At 70.7% G+C, this 19,220-nt stretch carries 19 protein-coding genes and 1 riboswitch; of the genes, 11 read left to right on the forward strand and 8 right to left on the reverse strand.

Annotated features, from left to right (window positions below; all coding sequences use genetic code 11):
• Positions 1-80: 80 nt before the first annotated feature.
• Positions 81-1,001: a hypothetical protein gene (locus ACFWXQ_RS30825; protein ID WP_383936786.1), complete on the reverse strand. Its 921-nt coding sequence runs from the start codon at positions 999-1,001 to the stop codon at positions 81-83.
• A 148-nt stretch (positions 1,002-1,149) separates the two neighbouring features.
• Here ACFWXQ_RS30825 and ACFWXQ_RS30830 point away from each other — a divergent pair, with 148 nt between their 5' ends.
• The gene (locus ACFWXQ_RS30830; protein ID WP_383936732.1) at positions 1,150-1,512 is read left to right on the forward strand and encodes a hypothetical protein; all 363 of its coding nucleotides are present in this window, start codon (positions 1,150-1,152) and stop codon (positions 1,510-1,512) included.
• A 98-nt stretch (positions 1,513-1,610) separates the two neighbouring features.
• Complete coding sequence (locus ACFWXQ_RS30835; protein ID WP_383936734.1) at positions 1,611-2,795, forward strand: glutathionylspermidine synthase family protein; 1,185 nt, start codon at positions 1,611-1,613, stop codon at positions 2,793-2,795.
• A 67-nt stretch (positions 2,796-2,862) separates the two neighbouring features.
• Here the strand turns inward: ACFWXQ_RS30835 and rocD are convergent, their stop codons facing one another.
• Complete coding sequence (rocD, locus tag ACFWXQ_RS30840) at positions 2,863-4,068, reverse strand: ornithine--oxo-acid transaminase (RefSeq protein ID WP_383936736.1); 1,206 nt, start codon at positions 4,066-4,068, stop codon at positions 2,863-2,865.
• Between the two features lie 193 nt (positions 4,069-4,261).
• Positions 4,262-4,348: riboswitch (ZMP/ZTP riboswitch) on the forward strand.
• Between the two features lie 32 nt (positions 4,349-4,380).
• Between rocD and ACFWXQ_RS30845 the strand changes: the two genes are divergently transcribed.
• Positions 4,381-5,826 carry a glycine hydroxymethyltransferase gene (locus ACFWXQ_RS30845; RefSeq protein ID WP_383936738.1) on the forward strand — a complete coding sequence of 482 codons (1,446 nt, stop codon included), beginning with the start codon at positions 4,381-4,383 and terminating at the stop codon, positions 5,824-5,826.
• A 415-nt stretch (positions 5,827-6,241) separates the two neighbouring features.
• Here ACFWXQ_RS30845 and ACFWXQ_RS30850 read toward each other — a convergent pair whose 3' ends face one another.
• The 3 genes from ACFWXQ_RS30850 to ACFWXQ_RS30860 all read right to left on the reverse strand — a co-directional run bounded on the left by ACFWXQ_RS30850 (position 6,242) and on the right by ACFWXQ_RS30860 (position 8,926).
• Positions 6,242-6,982, reverse strand: coding sequence for a hypothetical protein (locus tag ACFWXQ_RS30850; protein WP_383936740.1), 741 nt, complete (start codon positions 6,980-6,982; stop codon positions 6,242-6,244).
• A 287-nt stretch (positions 6,983-7,269) separates the two neighbouring features.
• Positions 7,270-8,061: a hypothetical protein gene (locus ACFWXQ_RS30855; protein WP_383936742.1), complete on the reverse strand. Its 792-nt coding sequence runs from the start codon at positions 8,059-8,061 to the stop codon at positions 7,270-7,272.
• Positions 8,062-8,233: 172 nt separating this feature from the next.
• Positions 8,234-8,926 carry an RNA polymerase sigma factor gene (locus tag ACFWXQ_RS30860; RefSeq protein WP_383936744.1) on the reverse strand — a complete coding sequence of 231 codons (693 nt, stop codon included), beginning with the start codon at positions 8,924-8,926 and terminating at the stop codon, positions 8,234-8,236.
• A 100-nt stretch (positions 8,927-9,026) separates the two neighbouring features.
• Here ACFWXQ_RS30860 and trpS point away from each other — a divergent pair, with 100 nt between their 5' ends.
• The 3 genes from trpS (at position 9,027) to ACFWXQ_RS30875 (ending at position 12,057) form a co-directional block, all read left to right on the forward strand.
• Positions 9,027-10,040, forward strand: coding sequence for a tryptophan--tRNA ligase (gene trpS, locus ACFWXQ_RS30865; RefSeq protein WP_383936746.1), 1,014 nt, complete (start codon positions 9,027-9,029; stop codon positions 10,038-10,040).
• A gap of 171 nt (positions 10,041-10,211) precedes the next feature.
• Complete coding sequence (locus ACFWXQ_RS30870; protein WP_383936748.1) at positions 10,212-10,790, forward strand: 2'-5' RNA ligase family protein; 579 nt, start codon at positions 10,212-10,214, stop codon at positions 10,788-10,790.
• A gap of 67 nt (positions 10,791-10,857) precedes the next feature.
• Positions 10,858-12,057, forward strand: coding sequence for a hypothetical protein (locus ACFWXQ_RS30875; protein WP_383936750.1), 1,200 nt, complete (start codon positions 10,858-10,860; stop codon positions 12,055-12,057).
• 89 nt (positions 12,058-12,146) lie between these two features.
• On the opposite strand, the gene ACFWXQ_RS30880 is transcribed toward ACFWXQ_RS30875, so the two are convergent.
• Entirely contained in the window at positions 12,147-12,902 is a 756-nt protein-coding gene (locus ACFWXQ_RS30880; RefSeq protein ID WP_383936751.1) for a decaprenylphospho-beta-D-erythro-pentofuranosid-2-ulose 2-reductase, read from the reverse strand.
• Between the two features lie 66 nt (positions 12,903-12,968).
• Positions 12,969-14,324, reverse strand: coding sequence for an FAD-binding protein (locus ACFWXQ_RS30885; protein ID WP_383936753.1), 1,356 nt, complete (start codon positions 14,322-14,324; stop codon positions 12,969-12,971).
• Positions 14,325-14,456: 132 nt separating this feature from the next.
• Here ACFWXQ_RS30885 and ACFWXQ_RS30890 point away from each other — a divergent pair, with 132 nt between their 5' ends.
• The 4 genes from ACFWXQ_RS30890 to ACFWXQ_RS30905 all read left to right on the forward strand — a co-directional run bounded on the left by ACFWXQ_RS30890 (position 14,457) and on the right by ACFWXQ_RS30905 (position 17,485).
• The gene (locus tag ACFWXQ_RS30890) at positions 14,457-14,978 is read left to right on the forward strand and encodes a phosphatase PAP2 family protein (RefSeq protein WP_383936755.1); all 522 of its coding nucleotides are present in this window, start codon (positions 14,457-14,459) and stop codon (positions 14,976-14,978) included.
• Positions 14,971-15,918 (forward strand): decaprenyl-phosphate phosphoribosyltransferase, encoded by a 948-nt coding sequence (locus ACFWXQ_RS30895; protein ID WP_383936757.1) that lies wholly within the window; start codon positions 14,971-14,973, stop codon positions 15,916-15,918. Before ACFWXQ_RS30890 ends, ACFWXQ_RS30895 begins: the two co-directional genes overlap by 8 nt.
• Positions 15,919-16,004: 86 nt before the next feature.
• Positions 16,005-16,448 (forward strand): GtrA family protein, encoded by a 444-nt coding sequence (locus ACFWXQ_RS30900; RefSeq protein ID WP_383936788.1) that lies wholly within the window; start codon positions 16,005-16,007, stop codon positions 16,446-16,448.
• On the forward strand, positions 16,436-17,485 hold the full coding sequence (locus tag ACFWXQ_RS30905) for a YihY/virulence factor BrkB family protein (protein WP_383936759.1): 1,050 nt from the start codon (positions 16,436-16,438) through the stop codon (positions 17,483-17,485). The genes ACFWXQ_RS30900 and ACFWXQ_RS30905 overlap by 13 nt, the downstream gene beginning before the upstream one ends.
• Here ACFWXQ_RS30905 and ACFWXQ_RS30910 read toward each other — a convergent pair.
• Positions 17,439-18,770, reverse strand: a complete 1,332-nt coding sequence (locus tag ACFWXQ_RS30910) for a D-alanyl-D-alanine carboxypeptidase family protein (protein ID WP_383936790.1) — start codon at positions 18,768-18,770, stop codon at positions 17,439-17,441. The genes ACFWXQ_RS30905 and ACFWXQ_RS30910 overlap by 47 nt on opposite strands.
• Before the next feature lie 145 nt (positions 18,771-18,915).
• Between ACFWXQ_RS30910 and ACFWXQ_RS30915 the strand changes: the two genes are divergently transcribed.
• Positions 18,916-19,158 (forward strand): SCO4848 family membrane protein, encoded by a 243-nt coding sequence (locus ACFWXQ_RS30915; protein ID WP_055615755.1) that lies wholly within the window; start codon positions 18,916-18,918, stop codon positions 19,156-19,158.
• The last annotated feature ends 62 nt before the right edge of the window (positions 19,159-19,220 follow it).

A 19,220-nucleotide genomic window follows, 5' to 3' on the forward strand; every position in this document is an offset into this window, starting at 1 on the left:
CGGCCCCGCGAGGAATGGCCCGGCGAGGAATGGCCCGGCGAGGAACGGCCCTGCGAGGAACGGAGCCGACCTGCTGAGCCCTATGGCGAAACCGACTCCGACTCGTCCGCCTCCACCGGCGCCTCCCCGAAGCGGGCCAGCGCCAGCGCCCCGGCCACCGCCACGGCGAAGCCGAGTACGGCCAGCCAGGCCAGCCCCTCCCGCGTACGGTCGCCCAGCCACACCACGCCCACCACCGCGGGCCCGATGGTCTCTCCGATGACCATCCCCGCCGTGGCCGCCGTCACCGAGCCCCGCTGGAGCGCGGAGGTGAGAAGCAGGAACGCCGCGCCTCCGCCCAGCAGGAGGGCGTATGTCGCCGGGTTGGTGAAGAGCGCCGAGGGAGTGAGCCCGTCGATGAGCCGGACCGACACCTCGACCACCCCGAACCCGAACCCGGCACCCAGCCCGAGCGCGAGCGCCCGCCCCCGGTCGGGCAGCCGTCCGGCCAGCGCGCCGAGGAGCAGCACGACCACGGCGGTGCCGAGCATCGCGTACTTGAGCGCGGTGGACCCGGCTTGGTCGCCCTCTTCCCCCGACGCGAGACCGAGCATCGCGAGCCCCGCGCACACCACCCCGACCGCGCCCCATTCGAGCCCGCTGAGCCGCACATGGAGCAGCCAGGCCGCGACCACCGCCGTCACCGCGAGGCTCGCGGCGAGCGCCGCCCCCACCGTGTAGATCGGCAGCGACCGCAGGGCCGCGATCTGCAGCACGAACCCGACCCCGTCGAGCGCGAGCCCCGCGATGTACCGCCACTCGCGCAGGGCCCGCAACAACAGGGCGGCGTCCACACCGGAAGCCCCGCCGGAGGATCCGCCGGAAGTCCCGCCGGACGATCCGTCAGGGGAGTTTCCCGGGGAGCCGGAGCTCTCCGGTCCCCGTGCGGCCGCCCGCGCCGCGATCGCCTGCAACACCGTCGCCGTGCCGAAGCACACCGCCGCACCAAGGGCGCACACCATTCCAAAGAGCACAAAGCGACTGTAGGGGAGCGAGAGTTCGGGGGAGCCGCTTGTACAACCCACTCACTTGATCTTTAACCTGTCGGGGGCCGGACAACCGAGCCGGCCATGGACGAGCCCGCCGGACGGGCCCAACGGGGGAGAGAACATGGCGGACCAGCGCAGGAAACTGCGTTCGAGCACGGTCGTACTCGGCGGAATGGGCGTCCTCGCCGCGGCCCTCACCTCGTGCGGTTCCGACCCCGACCGCCGCTGCGTGGACCGCGACAGCTACGAGTACGTCAACGGCTACAAGGTCGTCGCGGACAAGAACTGCAAGTCGGGCTCCACCTCCTCCTCGTCCGGCAAGAACCGCAAGAGCAGCGGCAGCCGGACCGGCACGGTCGACGCCGCCTGGTACTACGACTCCGACGTCAGCGCCGGCTACGCCGACTACGGCACCTTCAGCCGAAGCGAGGCCGTGGACCGCGACGGCTTCGGCTGCTCAGGCTCAGGCAGCGGCGGCGGCTGACCCCGGCGAAGCCAGGAGAACCCAGGAGAACCCAGGAACTCCGAGCACTCCGAGCACTCCGAGAACCCCGAGCAACTCCGAGGAACCGGACCGTCGTCATGGAACGCCGCACCACGACCCCTCGCCCCGGCTGGCAGCAGACCGTCGAGGAACAGGGCCTCATCTACCCCCTCACCCGCCACCCGGACGACTCCCTGCGCCCGTACTGGGACGAGTCCGCGTACTACGTCTTCTCCCTCCCCGAGGTCGAGGCCCTGGAGGAGGTCGTCGAGGAACTCCACACGATGTGCCTCGCGGCGGCCGAGCACATCGTCACCGAGAACCGCCTCACCGACCTCGGCCTCACCGACCCCCGAGTTGCGGAGGCGGTCACCGAGGCCTGGCACCGCCGCGCCGAACTCCCCTCCCTGTACGGCCGTTTCGACCTCCGCCACGACGGAACGGGCCCGGCCAAGCTCCTTGAGTACAACGCCGACACCCCGACCTCACTCGTCGAGGCCGCCAGCCCCCAGTGGTTCTGGATGGAGGAACGCTTCCCCGGCGCCGACCAGTGGAACTCCCTCCACGAACGCCTCGTCGACGCCTGGAAGAATCAGTCCGCCCTCCTCCCGCCCGGCAACCCCCTCTACTTCGCACACTCCGCCGCCGATGAACTCGGCGAGGACCTGATGACCGTCGCCTATCTGAAGGAGACCGCGGAACAGGCCGGCCTCGACACCGCCTGGATCGCCATGGAGGAGATCGGCTGGGACCGCCTCTCCGGCCGCTTCGTCGACAAGCAACTCCGCTTCATCCGCAGCTGCTTCAAGCTCTACCCCTGGGAATGGCTCACCACCGACCGCTTCGCCCCGCACATCCTCGCCACCCTCGACAACGGCGGCGGCACGGGAACCACGATGTGGATCGAGCCTGCCTGGAAGATGCTGCTCAGCAACAAGGCCCTCCTCGCGATCCTCTGGGAGCTGTACCCGGACCACCCCAACCTCCTCCCCGCCTTCCTCGACGGCCCCCGCGAACTGGCCACCACCCGCGGATACGTGGCCAAGCCCCTGCTCGGCCGCGAGGGCGCCGGAGTCACGGTCCACGAACCGGGCTCCGCTCCCGTACTCCGCGAAGAACCCTGCTGCTACCAGGAGTTGGCACCCCTCCCCTCCTTCGACGGCAACCGCGTCGTCCTCGGAGCCTGGGTCGTCGAGAACGAGTCGGCAGGCCTCGGCATCCGCGAATCCTCCGGCCTGATCACGGACGAGTACGCCCGCTTCCTGCCACACGTGATCCTTTGACCCCTGGCTGCCCCCCCGGCTGCCCTCCCGGCACCGGGCCGGGGGCAGGAGAGGACAGAGCGGCCGGCTACACGCCCAGCACGTCCCGCAGTTGCGCGAGCCCCCAGTCCAGGTCCTCCTTACTGATCACCAGCGGAGGTGCGATCCGGACCGTGGACCCATGGGTGTCCTTGACCAGCACACCCCGGTCCATCAGCTTCTCGGAGATCTCCCGGCCCGTGCCGTACGCCGGGTCGATGTCGATTCCCGCCCAGAGCCCGCGCCCCCGCACCTGAGTGATCCGGCCCGAACCGGCCAACTGCCCCAGCTCCCGGTGCAGATGCTCGCCCAGCTCGGTGGCCCGCCGCTGGTACTCGCCCGACCGCAGCATCGCGATCACCTCCAGCGCCACCGCACAGGCCAGCGGATTCCCGCCGAACGTCGACCCGTGCTCACCCGGCCGGAACACTCCGAGCACCTCGCTCGACGACACCACCGCCGACACCGGCACGACCCCGCCCCCGAGCGCCTTGCCCAGCACATACATGTCCGGCACGACCCCCTCGTGCTCACACGCGAAGGTCCGCCCCGTCCGCCCGAGGCCCGACTGGATCTCGTCCGCCACGAACAGCACGTTCCGCTCACGCGTCAGCTCCCGTACGCCCGCGAGATAACCGGCCGGCGGCACCAGCACCCCCGCCTCGCCCTGAATGGGCTCCAGCAGCACGGCCACCGTGTTCTCCGTGACCGCCGCGCGCATCGCCGTCAGATCCCCGTACGGCACGATCTCGAAGCCCGGCGTGTACGGACCGAAGTCCGCCCGCGCCTCGGCATCCGTGGAGAAACTGATGATCGTCGTCGTACGCCCGTGGAAGTTGTTGCCCGCCACGACGACCTTCGCCCTCCCCTCGGGCACGCCCTTGACCCGGTACCCCCACTTTCGGGCGGTCTTCACCGCCGACTCGACCGCCTCCGCGCCCGTGTTCATCGGCAGCACCATCTCCATGCCGCACAACTCGGCCAGCCGCGTACAGAACTCGGCGAACCGGTCGTGGTGGAACGCCCGCGACGTCAACGTCACCCGCTCCAGCTGCGCCTTCGCCGCCTCGATCAGCCGCCTGTTGCCGTGACCGAAATTCAGCGCCGAATACCCGGCCAGCAGATCCAGATAGCGGCGCCCCTCGACATCCGTCATCCAGGCCCCGTCCGCCGTCGCCACGACGACCGGCAGCGGGTGGTAGGTGGGCGCGCTGTGCGCTTCGGCCGAGGCGATCAGTTCTTCGGTGGTGCTCACGGGGTCTCCGTTTCCGGCCGCACAAGGGCTCGTGACCTGCTTCTTTTCCCGCTTCTGTGCCAGAACTCCGGTTTCTGTGCCAGAACTCCGGTCCGGCTCCCGGCCAGCCGTCCGACTACGTGTGGCTCCTTTCCTATCGTCGCTCGCATGGTGGACGGGGGAACCCGACGAACCGGCGCGCCCGGTACGCTGATCCACGGGCCGTGACTGGCGCGCTGGGATGGGACCGACCATCGGGGAGCGGCCCATGAACTGTGTGCCGTGCGCCTGGGCCGAACCGTGAACGCCGAACGCCCACGTCCGGAGGCCGTCATGCCAGAGCCCCTCTCCAACGAATCCACCGCCTTCCGCAGCGCCCTCGAAGTGATCCGCGCCGTCGAGCCCCGCGTCGCCGACGCCATCGGGCAGGAAGTCGCCGACCAGCGCGAGATGCTCAAGCTGATCGCCTCCGAGAACTACGCCTCCCCGGCCACCCTCCTCGCGATGGGCAACTGGTTCAGCGACAAGTACGCCGAAGGCACCGTCGGCCGCCGCTTCTACGCCGGCTGCCGCAACGTGGACACCGTCGAGGCCCTCGCCGCCGAGCACGCCCGTGAGCTCTTCGGTGCCGAGCACGCCTACGCCCAGCCGCACTCCGGCATCGACGCCAACCTCGTCGCCTTCTGGGCCGTCCTCGCCGCCCGCGTCGAGGCACCCGCCCTCCAGAAGGCCGGCGTCCGCAACGTCAACGACCTCTCCGACGCCGACTGGGCCGAACTGCGCCAGGCCTTCGGCAACCAGCGCATGCTCGGCATGTCCCTGGACGCCGGCGGCCACCTCACCCACGGCTTCCGCCCGAACATCTCCGGCAAGATGTTCGACCAGCGCTCCTACGGCACCGACCCCGCCACCGGCCTCATCGACTACGAGGCCCTGCGCACCTCCGCCCGTGAGTTCAAGCCCCTGATCATCGTCGCCGGCTACTCCGCCTACCCCCGTCTCGTGAACTTCCGGATCATGCGGGAGATCGCCGACGAGGTCGGCGCCACGCTCATGGTCGACATGGCGCACTTCGCCGGTCTCGTCGCAGGCAAGGTCCTCACCGGTGACTTCGACCCGGTCCCGCACGCCCAGATCGTCACCACGACCACCCACAAGTCGCTGCGCGGTCCGCGCGGCGGCATGGTCCTGTGCGACTCCTCCCTCGCCGACCAGGTCGACCGCGGCTGCCCGATGGTTCTCGGCGGCCCCCTGCCGCACGTCATGGCCGCCAAGGCCGTCGCGCTCGCCGAGGCCCGCCGCCCCGAGTTCCGCGACTACGCCCAGGCCGTCGTCGACAACGCCCGCGCTCTCGCCGAGGGCCTGATGCGACGCGGCGCCACGCTGGTCACCGGCGGCACCGACAACCACCTCAACCTCATCGACGTCGCCTCCTCCTACGGCCTCACCGGCCGCCAGGCCGAGACCGCCCTGCTCGACTCGGGCATCGTCACCAACCGCAACGCCATCCCCGCCGACCCCAACGGCGCCTGGTACACCTCCGGCATCCGCATCGGCACCCCGGCGCTCACCACCCGTGGCCTCGGCGCCACCGAGATGGACGAGATCGCGGGCCTCATCGACCGCGTCCTCGCCACCACGGAGCCCGGCACCACCGCCAAGGGCGCCCCTTCCAAGGCCCAGCACGTCCTGGACCCGAAGATCGCCGACGAGATCTCCCACCGGGCGACCGACCTCCTGACCGGCTTCCCGCTCTACCCGGAGATCGACCTCGGCTGAGACCGCGGCTGAGGCGGCGGCTGAATCCGAGGGCGAGGGCGAGGGCGTGAACGAGGGCCCGGGCGCCGAGACCGAGAACCGACGACACCGGGTCCCGGCCGGAACCAGCTCACAAGCCGAACCAGCGGATTCACAAGCCGATTCAGAGGCCGGCTCACCAGTCGACCCACCAGCCGATCCACGAGCCGACCCACCAGTCGACCCTCAAGCCGGCTCACAAGTCGATCAACTCCTGTCGTGCACTCCCGCGGCGGCCCCGGCTCACGCCCGGCCGCCGCGCGGCGTATCAGCAGGGTGCCGCCGACGCCGAGGGAGAGCCCCGCCGCGAGCCCGGCTATTGCCAACCCCGAGCCGCCCGCGGAATCTGCCGTACCGCCTGTCACCCGCCCCGGACCGAACAACTCCCACGCCCCTCTCAGACATCCCTCAGTTCCTGCCGAGGACCCGCTTCCCGAACCCGCCGACGGCCCAACTGCCGCACTCCCGGCAACCGCCCGACGAACGGCCGCAGCCCCAGGGCCAGCACAGCCCCGGTCACCAGCCCAGGTATCGCCCACCACCAGTCGGTGCCGTCGTCCGGCGCCGTCGCCGAGGCATCCGTGGCCGCGCCGGACCGCTCCGTGGACCCGGGTTCCGGCGCGGGTGCGGCGGCGGCATCCTCCGTCGTCTCCCAGGGCGCCGGATAGATGGCTCCGGCGCCCTCGCCGGACGATTCGCCCAGCACGCCGAGCTTCTTCAACAGCGCGCGCACGGCGGCAGGTTGCTCGGCCCTGTGCCAGTGGCCGTTCATCGACTCCGGAACGTTGGCCGCCGTGTGTATCCAGACGTCCTTGGTGCGCGGTGTCTCCGGATAGACGCGGTCGACCCGCCAGGGCGACACGTCATGGAGCATCCAGGTGACGTTGATCTGCCGACCGCTGCCCACGCCCAGCCCGGGCGGTTCCTCGCGGGTGCCGCTGTCCGACGCTCCGAGGAGGCGCTGCAACTCCCCGTACTCCTCCTTCGAGGCGTACAGCGCCGCGCTCTGTCCGCTCTCCGGCGAGACCACCAGCACACTCGTCGGACCGCCGGCCGCCGCGGTGGGCGCGCACATCACCACCAGACCGAGCGCCATCGCCCACCCCGAGATCGCCGCCCATCCCCGGCTCCACGTCATCCGTGGGCTCCCCGTCACCCGTGCACGAACCCTGCGCATCCCGACACCCCCCAATCGGCCTCGGTGCGGTCCGCCCGCACCCGCGTGTCACTTCTGGTACACCGCTCGACCCGCCGGGGTTCCCACTCGTCACCGACCAAAATTTCGAGGAGCCCAGGCCACCTCGGTCTGCTCCGTCCCGGCCCACCCAGAACTGCCCCGGCCACCCAGACCTGCCCCGGTCCGCCCCGGTCCGCCCAGAACCGCCCCGGTCCACCCAGAACCGTCCCGCCCGGCCAACGGGCCCGCTAGTCCAGCGACTTCGCGATCTCCACCGCCCGCGCCCTGGACGCCACACCCTCCAGCCGGAGCGTCGTGTTGCCCCCGTGCATCCACAGCAGCGTCGGTCCCGCGGTCCGCTCGGAGCGGGTGAACTCGCCGTCCCCGTCCATCAGCCAGAGGCGCAGGAGGTGCGGGTCGGAAAACCACAGCGCCATACGCCCGACGGAGTCCGTGTCCTCGCCCAGCGGCACATACTCCGGTTGCTCCCGCACGAACTTGGCGAAGCCGGGACTCAGCACCGCCGGATACTCGTCCAGCCGGACCGTCCGCCCCTGCTCGCGCCAGCACAAGGTGATCAGGAACCGCCCCTTCGGCTCGCGGGTCACCGTCACCGCCTCCGGGGTTCCCAGGGCAGGGGGCGCGAGGGGCGCGAAGCCCGCCTGCCGTTCGGCCTCGGCAAGGCTGAGCGACGGGCCGCCGCAGCCGGGCACCCCGGCCCCCGGCGAAGGCGTCGCCGACGGGTCGTACCGCACCTCCACCCCGCCGAAGTCGAACCACTCGACGACCGCGGCGCGCACCGGAGGCGTGAGCACGAGGACTGTCAGCAGACCGCACAGCCCCGCGGCCAGCGCGCGCCGACGCGCCCGGGCCCATCGGCGCATCGCCCTCACCCGTTCCGAGAGGCCCGGTGGCTCAGCGACAGGGACCGGCACATGTTCGGCGAGTATCCGCTCCAGCACCCGCTCGACCATCGACTCACCGCCCACCGCCCCGGGCCGGTCCAGCGACCGCCCGAGCGCCCGCAGCTCCTCGGGCAACCGGGAGACACCCTGCCCGTGCCCATCACCTTGCCCCGGCCTGCGCCCATGCCCGTCCCCGCCGCCGCCCCCGGACTGGCCCCCGTACTGGCCCTCACCAGGTCCCCGGTCACCGGAGGCCCCCGTGCCCCCCGCCTCATGCGACTCATGCGACTCATCCGGCTCATGAGAGTCACCCACGCTCATCACCTCCTCCCCGCGTCCTCCGACCCCTTAGGCCGCCCAGGCCCGCCGCATCAGCCGAATCAGTGCCATCCTCCGAATCGCCCGAACCCTCCCGCCCCTCCCGCGGTTCGAACTCCGGCAGCAGTCTGCCGAGCTTCCGCAGGGCGCGGTTGAGCCGGGATTTCACCGTCCCCCGCGGCCAGCCCAGGGCCTGGGCGGTCTCCGACTCGTCCATCTCCAGCAGATAGCGGTAGGTGACGACCAGGCGGTGGTCCTCGCCCAGTCCTTCCAGGGCGGTCAGCAGGGCCGTCCGACGCTCGACCTCCAGGGCCGCGGCCGCCGGATCCGTCGATTCCGGTATCAGCGGCTCGGCCTCCACGAGGGCGGCCTCACGGCCGGCCAGCGTCCGCTGGCGCACCGCCGTCCGCACTGTGTTCCTCGTCTCATTGGCGACGATCGAGAGCAGCCACGGCTTGAACGCCGCGCCGTCCCGGAAGCGCCCCAAGGTGCAGTAGGCCTTGAAGAAGGCCTGCTGCACCACGTCCTCCGCGTCCGCACCCGCCCCCAGTGCCGCGGCCGCCCTGAGCGCGATGCCCGTATGGGCACGCACCAGCTCCGCATACGCCTCCGGCTCTCCGGCGCGCACGCGTGCGATCACCGCGGCCTCATCGACGATGCGGCCCCCCTCCCGCGTCCTCACGCTCTTGTTACACCGCCGGAGGCAGATCGGTTCCCACCCGTGGCACATCTGTTTCCGACCAGTTCCGGAACGGCCCCTGACACCTGAGAGAATGGTGAGTATGGCTTCAGACCGTCCTCGCGTGCTTTCTGGAATCCAGCCCACCGCCGGCTCGTTCCACCTCGGCAATTACCTCGGCGCCGTCCGTCAGTGGGTGGCCCTGCAGGAGTCCCACGACGCGTTCTACATGGTCGTCGACCTGCACGCGATCACCATTCCGCAGGACCCCGCGGACCTCCGCGCCAACACCCGGCTGGCCGCGGCCCAGCTGCTGGCCGCCGGTCTCGACCCGGAGCGCTGCACGCTCTTCGTCCAGAGCCATGTCCCCGAGCACGCACAGCTCGCCTGGGTCATGAACTGCCTCACCGGCTTCGGCGAGGCGTCCCGCATGACCCAGTTCAAGGACAAGTCCGCCAAGCAGGGCGCCGACCGCGCCTCGGTGGGCCTCTTCACGTACCCGATCCTGCAGGTCGCGGACATCCTGCTGTACCAGGCCAACGAGGTCCCGGTGGGTGAGGACCAGCGCCAGCACATCGAGCTGACGCGCGACCTCGCCGAGCGCTTCAACGGCCGCTTCGGTCAGACGTTCACCGTCCCGAAGCCGTACATCCTCAAGGAGACGGCGAAGATCTTCGATCTCCAGGACCCGGCGATCAAGATGAGCAAGTCGGCGTCGACTCCGAAGGGCCTGATCAACCTTCTCGACGAGCCGAAGGTCACCGCCAAGAAGGTCAAGAGCGCGGTCACCGACACGGACACGGTGATCAGGTACGACGTCGAGAACAAGCCCGGCGTCAGCAACCTGCTGACCATCTACTCCACCCTCACCGGGACCGGTATCGCGGAACTGGAGCAGAAGTACGTCGGCAAGGGCTACGGTGCGCTGAAGACCGACCTCGCCGAGGCCATGGTCGACTTCGTGACTCCGTTCCGGGAGCGTACGCAGCAGTATCTGGACGACCCGGAGACGCTCGACTCGATCCTGGCCAAGGGGGCCGAGAAGGCCCGCGCCGTCGCCGCGGAGACCCTCTCCCAGACGTACGACAGAGTGGGTTTCCTGCCGGCGAAACACTGACTGCCGGGACGACAACAACCGGGACAACAGCCAGTACGAGACCAGGACAACACCGGTACGACAACCGGAACGGGGCCGTACGGCCGTACAGTCGATAGCCGAACCGGCAGCAACCCCTGCCTGAGAAGTGCATAAACACGACGGAACATCAACACAACGACAGGAGACGACGTGGGGACCGTAACGATCGGTGTGTCGATCGCGGTCCCGGAGCCACACGGCAGCCTGCTCCAGGAGCGGCGCGCGGGCTTCGGCGACCCCGCGGCTTCCGGCATCCCCACGCACGTCACACTGCTGCCGCCGACCGAGGTCGACGACTCGGCGCTGCCCGCGATCGAGGCGCATCTCGTCGAGGTCGCGGCCGCCGGCCGGCCCTTCCTGATGCGCCTGTCGGGCACCGGAACCTTCCGTCCGCTGTCGCCCGTCGTGTTCGTGCAGGTCGTCGAGGGGGCCGAGGCCTGCACCTGGCTGCAGAAGCAGGTCAGGGACGCGTCCGGGCCCGTGGCGCGCGAGCTGCAGTTCCCGTACCACCCGCATGTGACGGTGGCGCACGGCATCGACGACGAGGCGATGGACCGGGCGTTCGAGGAGCTTGCGGAGTACGCGGCCGACTGGCCGTGCACCGGCTTCGCGCTCTACGAGCAGGGGGCCGACGGCGTGTGGCGCAGGCTGCGTGACTACGCCTTCGGAGGCGCGGTCGTACCGCCGCAGGCCGCCCGCGCGGAGCGGGGCCCGCTCCCGGCTCGCTGAGCGGACGACTCGCCGAGCGGACAGCCCACGGATGGGGCGGGCGGGGCATCGGACGACCAGGGGGATCATGCGCAGGATCGTGACGGGGCTCACTGTGCTCGGCCTCGCGCTGACCGGATGCGGTACGGAGGCAGACGGCGACGACGGCAAGTCGAAGGCAGCACCCTCGTCGTCCACCTCGGCCGCCGGTGGGACGTCCGGGCCGAGTTGGACGTACGACGAGATCCTCGACGACGAGAGCAAGCTGTCGGACGTGATCGCGACGGCCGACGACGACATCTGGGTCGCGGGCGCCGTCACGAACAGCGCGAATCCGTCGCGTGACGACGGGTATCTGCTCCGCTACGACGGCACGCGCTGGCAGCGGCAGCCGATGCCCGCCGCGCTTGGCTCCGCCGTCCACGAGGCCCGTTTCGACTCCCTGGGCCCGGACGGGTTCCTGCTGACGGCCTCACTGCCGACCCTGGCAGGGCCACGGACGGTCCGCTGGGACGGCACGCGCTGGACCGCGCTCCCGGAGCTGCCGGGCGGCGGACGGCTCGTCGACATGAAGGCCTTCGCGGCCGACGACGTCTGGGCCCTGAGCGGCGACTCGCAGATCCACCACTGGGACGGCACCCGGTGGAGCACCTCGACCCTGCCCGCCACCGTCGTCTCGCTCGACGGCGTCGCGGCCGACGACCTGTGGGCGGTCGGCCACCGTGACACGGGTGACGGCAGTGACGGCGGAGAGTTCACCCAGCCCGCGGCCGTGCACTGGGACGGCTCCTCCTGGCAGCTGACGGAGACCCCCGCCTACCGCTTCCCCGAGCCGGTGCCGCCCGAGCCGGGCGCCTCGATCGACGACGTCCTCGCGCTCGCGGCCGACGACGTCCGCGCGTACGGCATGCACAGCTTCAACCACGGCGAGGTCGAGGACGAACCCCAGGAGGAGGCCGTACGGCTGCGCTGGGACGGCTCCGACTGGGCCAAGACGCCCGACGCCGCCGGGGACTGCGCCGGGCGCGTCCCCATGGCGGTCGACGGCACGCGCGGGCTCTTCCTGGACGGCAACCGGTACGTCGGCACGGATGGTGCCTGTACGAAGATCACGCGGCCGCGGTTGCCCAGTGAGGGTGGGGTGCGGGCGGGGTCCCGGCAGTCGTTGTGGCTGTCGGCCGTGGAGGTTGTGCCGGGCACCGGTCGGGTTCTTGGGGTGGGGCACGTCCAGGTCAACCAGAGTGGCAATCCGATGAGCAAGTCCGTGATCGTGTCGCTCAAGAGGTAGCGCTCCGCGGGGGAGCGGGGGCAGTACTCGTAGTGCGGGCCGTGGGGGCTTGTCGCGCAGTTCCCCGCGCCCCTAGGGGGCGTCGCCCCCTAGATCGGCAGGCGGCGGAACACCGTTCGTGGTACGTGCCTCAGTGCCGACATGACCACCCGTAGTGCCCCGGGTACCCACACCGTCTCGGAGCGTCGGCGCAGGCCCGTCTCGATGGCTGTGGCGACCGCCTCGGGGGTCGTCGCGAGGGGGGCCTCCGGCAGGCCCGTCGTCATCCTGGTGCGGACGAAGCCGGGGCGTACGACCATCACGTGGACGCCCGTGCCGTGCAGGGCGTCGCCCAGGCCCTGGGCGAAGGCGTCTAGGCCCGCCTTGCTGGAGCCGTAGATGAAGTTGGCGCGGCGGGCGCGCTCGCCGGCCACCGAGGAGAGCACGACCAGAGAGCCGTGTCCCTGCGTCTGGAGGGCCCGCGCGCACACCAGGCCCGACGACACCGCGCCCGTGTAGTTGGTCTGCGCGACCCGGACCGCCGAGCCGGGCTCGTTCTCGTCGCGCGACTGGTCGCCCAGGACACCGAACGCGAGCAGTACGAGGTCGATGTCGCCCTCGGCGAAGACCTTGCCGAGCGCGGTCTCGTGGGCGTCGGGGTCGAGCGCGTCGAAGGCGACCGTACGGACGTCCGCGCCGAGGACGCGCAGGTCGGCGGCGGCCGTCTCCAGTGCGGGCGAGGGGCGGCCGGCGAGCCACACCGTGCGGGTACGGCGGGCGATCAGCCGCCGCGCGGTGGCCAGCGCGATCTCGGACGTGCCGCCGAGAATGAGCATGGACTGGGGGGCACCGAAGGCGTCCTTCATGAAACCGAACTCCTGTAGAGAGAGATCAGAGAGAGTGGGAAAACCGAACTCACCGAGCGGCTCGCCTCAGAGGCCGAGGCGGCGGGACAGGTCCGAGGTGAAGACGGAACGCGGGTCCAACTCCTCGCGCAGCGCCCGGAAATCGCCCAGCCGCGGGTACATCGCCGAGAGCAGTTCGGGCCGCAGCCGGGAGTCCTTGGCGAGATAGACACGCCCGGCGGCCGCGGTGACTTCCTCGTCCAGCTCGTCCAGGAAGCCGCCGAGCCCCGGCAGGTTCGCGGGGATGTCCAGGGCGAGGGTCCAGCCGGGCATCGGGAAGGACAGCCAGCCCGGATCGCCCTCCCCGAAGCGCTTCAGGACGGCGAGGAAGGAGGGGCAGCGGCGCTGCGAGATGCGGTGCACGATCCGGCGCAGGGCGTCCTCCTGGCCGTATCCGACGACGAACTGGTACTGCACGAAACCGCCGCGCCCGTAGACGCGGTTCCAGTGCGGCACGCCGTCGAGCGGGTGGAAGAAGGTGGAGATCCGCTGTAGTTCACCCCTGCGCGCGCGGGGCGCCCTGCGGTACCAGAGCTCGTTGAAGAGGCCGACCGTCGTCCGGCCGAGCAGCCCCTCGGGCATCCAGGCGGGGGCGGCGGGAAGACGGCCGGGACGGAACTCCAAAGGGGCTCTACGCGCGCGTGTGCGGTCCGCCAGCGCCTCCAGGGGAGCGTGGTCGCCCCGGGTGAGCACCGAGCGTCCCATCGACGCGCCGCGGGCCAGCAGATCGATCCAGGCGACCGAGTAGCGGTAGTGGTGGTCGGTCGCGGTGAGGCGGGCCATCAAGTCGTCCAGGTCCGTGGCGCGTTCCGTGTCGACCGACATCAACGAGGTCGCGACGGGCTGCAGCCGGACGGTGGCCGTGAGGATCACACCGGTCAGGCCCATACCGCCCGCCGTCGCGTCGAAGAGGGGCGTGCCGCGGCTCACCGTACGGATCTCGCCGTCCGCGGTCAGCAGTTCGAAGGAGAGCACATGGCGGGCGAACGAGCCGGACACATGGTGGTTCTTGCCGTGGATGTCCGCGCCGATCGCCCCGCCGACCGTCACATAGCGCGTCCCGGGCGACACGGGCACGAACCAGCCCAGTGGCAACAGGACTTCCATGAGGCGGTGCAAGGAGACGCCCGCGTCGCACAGCACGGTCCCGCCGTCGGCGTCGATCGCGTGGACGCGGTCCAGGCCCGTCATGTCGAACACGGCCCCGCCCGCGTTCTGCGCCGCGTCCCCGTACGCCCGTCCCAGGCCCCGTGGGATGCCCCCGCGGGCCCCGCACTCCCGGACGGCCGCCGCGGCCTCCTCGTACGAACCAGGGCGGATCAGACGGGCGGTGGTGGGGGCGGTGCGGCCCCACCCCGTGACGGAAACCGTGTCGGCAGGCATGCACGCGACCGTATCGCCCGAAAGTGACCTGTAGTTCTCTAACATCACCTCTCTCCCCGAAATGGGTGATTAATGGGATGTCGCTCAATATTGCCGGAGTTCCTGCCGTGTTGACGTGAACAGTGAGTCCACATGGACCACCACGACGACGTCCCCGACCTGGACCACCGGATCCTTACGGCCCTCCACGCCCGCGGTGCCGCTCCGGGCGTCGCCGCCGCCGCGCGGGCCCTGTCCCTGGCCGGCGAGCACGGCGCGCTGTGGCTCGCGGCGGGCCTCGCCGGAGCGGCCGTCGACCGGGAGCGGCGCGGTGCCTGGCTGCGCGGCACGGCCCTGACCGCGGGTGCGCACCTGGCCAGCATGGGCGTGAAACGGCTCGTACGCCGCCCACGCCCAGGACACGTCGAACCCCTGGTCCGCACCGCGGGCCGGCACTCCTTCCCCAGCTCGCACGCCACCTCCGCGACGGCCGCCGCCGTGGCCTTCGGAGCGCTCGGCGCGCGCGTGGTGCCCCCGCTGGCCGCCGCGATGTGCCTCTCCCGGCTGGTCGTCGGCGTCCACTACCCCTCCGACGTGGCCGCGGGCGCGGCACTGGGCGCGGTGACGGCCCGGCTCGGGGCCCGCTGGATGACCGGAGGCCGGGACCATGGCTGACACGGCCGTTCTGGAAAGCACTCACAAGAAGCACGAGAAACAGCCCGCCCGGGAGAAAAGTGGCCTCCTAAGAGGGCTGATCAGGACCGCCCGTCCGAAACAGTGGGTCAAAAACGTCCTCGTGGTCGCCGCCCCGGCCGCGGCCGGGGAACTCTTCTCGCGCCACGCGCTCACCCAGATCGCCCTCGTCTTCGTGCTGTTCACGGCCTGCGCCGCCGGCGTCTATCTGGTCAACGACGCCCGGGACGCCGACGCCGACCGCGCCCACCCGGTCAAGCGCCGCCGGCCGGTCGCCGCCGGACAGGTGCCCGTACCGGTCGCCTACTCCGTAGGGATCGCGCTCGCTGTAATCGCTCCGACGGCGGCCGCGTTCCTGTGCTCCCCGCTCACCTCGGCCCTGCTGACCGCCTACCTGGGCATGCAGTTCGCGTACTGCATCAGCCTCAAGCACGTCCTCGTGGTCGACCTCGTCGTGGTGACCACCGGGTTCCTGATGCGGGCCATGATCGGAGGGCTGGCGCTCGGCATTCCGCTGTCGCGCTGGTTCCTGATCACGACCGGCTTCGGCGCGCTGTTCATGGTCTCCGCGAAGCGCTACTCCGAAGCCGTGCAGATGGCAGGGAGAGCGGGCGCCACGCGCGCGTTGCTCACCGAATACACCACCGGCTACCTGCGTTTCGTCTGGCAGCTCGCGGCCTCGGTCGCCGTCCTCGGCTACTGCCTGTGGGCCCTGGAGGAGGGCGGCGTACCCCACACCAGCGTCCTGCCCTGGCGGCAGCTGTCGATGGTCGCCTTCATCCTCGCGGTCCTGAGATACGCGGTGTTCGCCGACCGCGGCACCGCCGGCGAACCCGAGGACGTCGTCCTGCGCGACCGCGCGCTCGCCCTCATCGGCGTGGTGTGGCTCGCGATGTACGGCCTGGCGGTGGCCAACTGGTGAGCCACGCACAGCGGCTGAAGGCCCCCGGGCCCCAGCCCCAGCCCCAGCCCCAGCCCCAGCCCCAGCCCCAGCCCCAGCCCCAGTCCATGTCGAGGTCGCGGGCCGGACGCCCCGGAGCCCAGGAGCTGCTCGGCTTCGCCGCCGTCGGGCTTCTCGCGTACGCCGCCGACCTCGCCCTCTTCGTCTGGCTGCGCGGCCCCGTCGGACTGGACCCGCTCACCGCCAAGGCCCTGTCGTTCGTGGCGGGCTGCTCGGTCGCGTACGCGGGCAACGCGCTCGGCACCTACCGCCACACGACGACGGGAGGCCTGCGCCGGTACGCGGTCTTCTTCGCGGTGAACATCGCGGGTGCCCTCGTCCAACTGCTGTGCATCCTCATCAGCCACTACGGCCTCGGTTTCACCTCCCCGCGCGCGGACACGGTGTCGGGTTCGGGAATCGGCATGGCGCTCGCCACTGTCCTGCGGTTTTGGGGTACCCGGACATTGGTTTTCCGAGGCGAGGGCAGAGTCGGATCATGGACTGGCTGAAAAAGCTCCCCGGCGTGGGCCCGTTGGTCACACGTCTGATGGCCACGCACGCGTGGCGCTCGTACGAACGGCTGGACCGGGTGAAGTGGACGCGGCTCGCCGCCGCGATGACCTTCATCAGCTTTGTCGCGCTGTTCCCGCTGATCACCGTCGCCGCCGCGATCGCCGCCGCGACGCTCGACAAGGACGGGCAGGAGAAGCTGCAGGAGAAGATCGCCGAGCAGGTGCCGGGCATCTCCGACCAGCTCGACATCGGAAGCCTCGTCGACAACGCCGGCACGGTCGGACTCATCGCGGGCGCGCTGCTGCTGTTCACCGGCATCGGCTGGGTCGGTTCGATGCGCGAGTGCCTGCGCGCGGTCTGGGAGCTGCCGGACGAGGAGGAGAACCCCTTCCTGAGCAAGCTCAAGGACGGCGGCGTACTCCTCGGCCTCGGCGGCGCCGTGCTCGTCACGCTCGCCGCCTCCACCGTCGCGTCGAGCGCGGTGGGCTGGACGGCCCGGCTGTTCGGCATTGACGAGGACGGCTGGGGCGGGGTGCTGCTGCAGACCGCGGCGTTCGCCGTGGCCGTCCTCGCCGACTTCCTGCTGCTTCTGTACGTCCTGACGCTGCTGCCCGGCGTCCAGCCCGCGCGGCGCCGCCTCGTCGTCGCCGCGCTCATCGGGGCGGCCGGGTTCGAGCTGCTGAAACTGCTGCTCAGCGGCTATATGCAGGGCGTCGCGTCGAAGAGCATGTACGGGGCGTTCGGGGTGCCCATCGCACTGCTCCTGTGGATCAACTTCACCTCGAAGCTGCTGTTGTACTGCGCCGCCTGGACAGCGACGGAGCACGAGGAGCCGGCCGGGTCCGAGGAGCCGGCCGAGCCCGACGAGTCCACCCCGGAGGGCGGACCGGCCGGGTCAGGCGGGTCCACCGGGTCCGGCGCGGTCACCGACTCCGGCGGATCCACCGGTGTCGGTAAATCCGCCGGCATCGGCAAGTCCGCCGGGGTCAGCGGCGGCGGCGCATCAGGTCGGGCAGCGGCCAGCGGCGGTTGATCACGAAGACTCCGGCCGCCAGGAGCACGAGGACGCCGCCCGTGATCGCCAGCGCGGTGCCGACACCGCCCGAACTCTCCGTCTCGGCAGAGGCGGCGACGGGCTTCGAGGAGGCCTTGCCGTCGCCCGAACCGCCCGCCTCGCCGGAGGCGTTCGCGCCCGGCTGCGCGCCCGTGTCCGCGCTCTTCGGCGGCACCAGCTCGCCCACCGGGTCGACCTTGCCGGACGCCTGGAAACCCCAGTCGAGGAGCTTCGCGGTCTCCTTGTAGACCTGGTCGTGCTCCTCCTTCTCGGGGTTCATGACCGTGACGAGCAGCACCTTGCCGTCGCGCTCGGCGACACCCGTGAAGGTCGAACCGGCGTTCGTGGTGTTGCCGTTCTTCACACCTGCGATGCCCTTGTAGGGGTCGAGGCCGTAGTTACCGGTGAGCAGCCGGTTGGTGTTCTGGATCTCGAAGGACTCGCGGGTCGTCTTGCCCTTCTTGTTCTTCTTGGTCTCGCCGGGGAACTTCGCGCGGACCGTCGAGCAGTACTCCCGGAAGTCCTTCTTCTGCAGGCCGGAGCGGGCGAAAAGGGTCAGGTCGTACGCCGACGACACCTGCCCCTTCTCGTCGTACCCGTCCGGGCTGACCACGGTCGTGTCGAGGGCCTGGAGCTCCTCCGCGTGCGCGTTCATGTCCTTGACGGTCTGGTCGACACCCTTGTTCATCGCGGACAGGACGTGGACCGCGTCGTTGCCGGAGCGAAGGAAGACGCCGAGCCACAGGTCGTGGACCGTGTACGTCTCGTCCTCCTTTATGCCCACCATGCTGGAGCCCGAGCCGATGCCCGCCAGGTCGGACGGCACGACCTTGTGCTTCTCCGTCTTCGGGAACTTCGGCAGCAGGGTGTCCGCGAACAGCATCTTCAGCGTGCTCGCCGGAGGCAGCCGCCAGTGCGCGTTGTGCGAGGCGAGGACATCGCCCGACTCGGCGTCCGCGACGATCCAGGAACGGGCGCTCAGGTCCTTCGGGAGGACCGGGGCGCCAGTGCCCAGATTCGCCTGGGTGCCGGACCGGCCGAGCTGGGCGCCGCCCACGGTCGACATGTTCGCCGGGGGCGTGGCCGACGGGCTGGTCGACGATTTGCCCGACGGCGAGGTCGACGTCGACGGAGTCGCCGACGGTGTCGAAGAGGGTTTGTCGTCCGCGAGGGCCGGCGCGGTGGCGGTCGCGGTGAGCGCGAGCGAGAACGACAACAGGGTGGCGGAGGTGACCAGCAAGGAGGACTTGGCGGTCTTTTTCATGGCGGGCACGGTCGAGAACGTACATGGCGAGGGGCGGGAAGTCGCGCGGCCCTCCTCACCGTGGCTCGTACCGTTGCGGTCCTTACCGCTGTGGCCCTCCCCACCCCGGGCGCCGGTGCCGTTTGACGGCGGCGATACTGAACCCATGAAGCTCAGCCGTCCCGTCTCCTGGTTCCTGCTCGCCTTCGGAGTGTGGAGCTGGGTCATCTGGATCACTTTCGTCAAGAACCTGTGGAAGGACGGGAGTGGGCTCGCGTTCGACGACGCGGGCGATCCGACCGGGTACTTCTGGGTGCACCTGACGCTCGCCGTTGTCTCCTTTGTCTTGGGGACGGTCGTCGGGGGCATCGGGTTGCGCGGTGTTCGAGCCTTGCGTCACACGTCATAACGGGGAGTCTCCGCGTGATCATCGTGTTCCTGGTCCTGGTCCTGGCCGTGTTCGGCGGTCTG

The sequence above is a fragment of the Streptomyces sp. NPDC058697 genome (assembly GCF_042715345.1).
Taxonomy (GTDB): domain Bacteria; phylum Actinomycetota; class Actinomycetes; order Streptomycetales; family Streptomycetaceae; genus Streptomyces; species Streptomyces liliifuscus.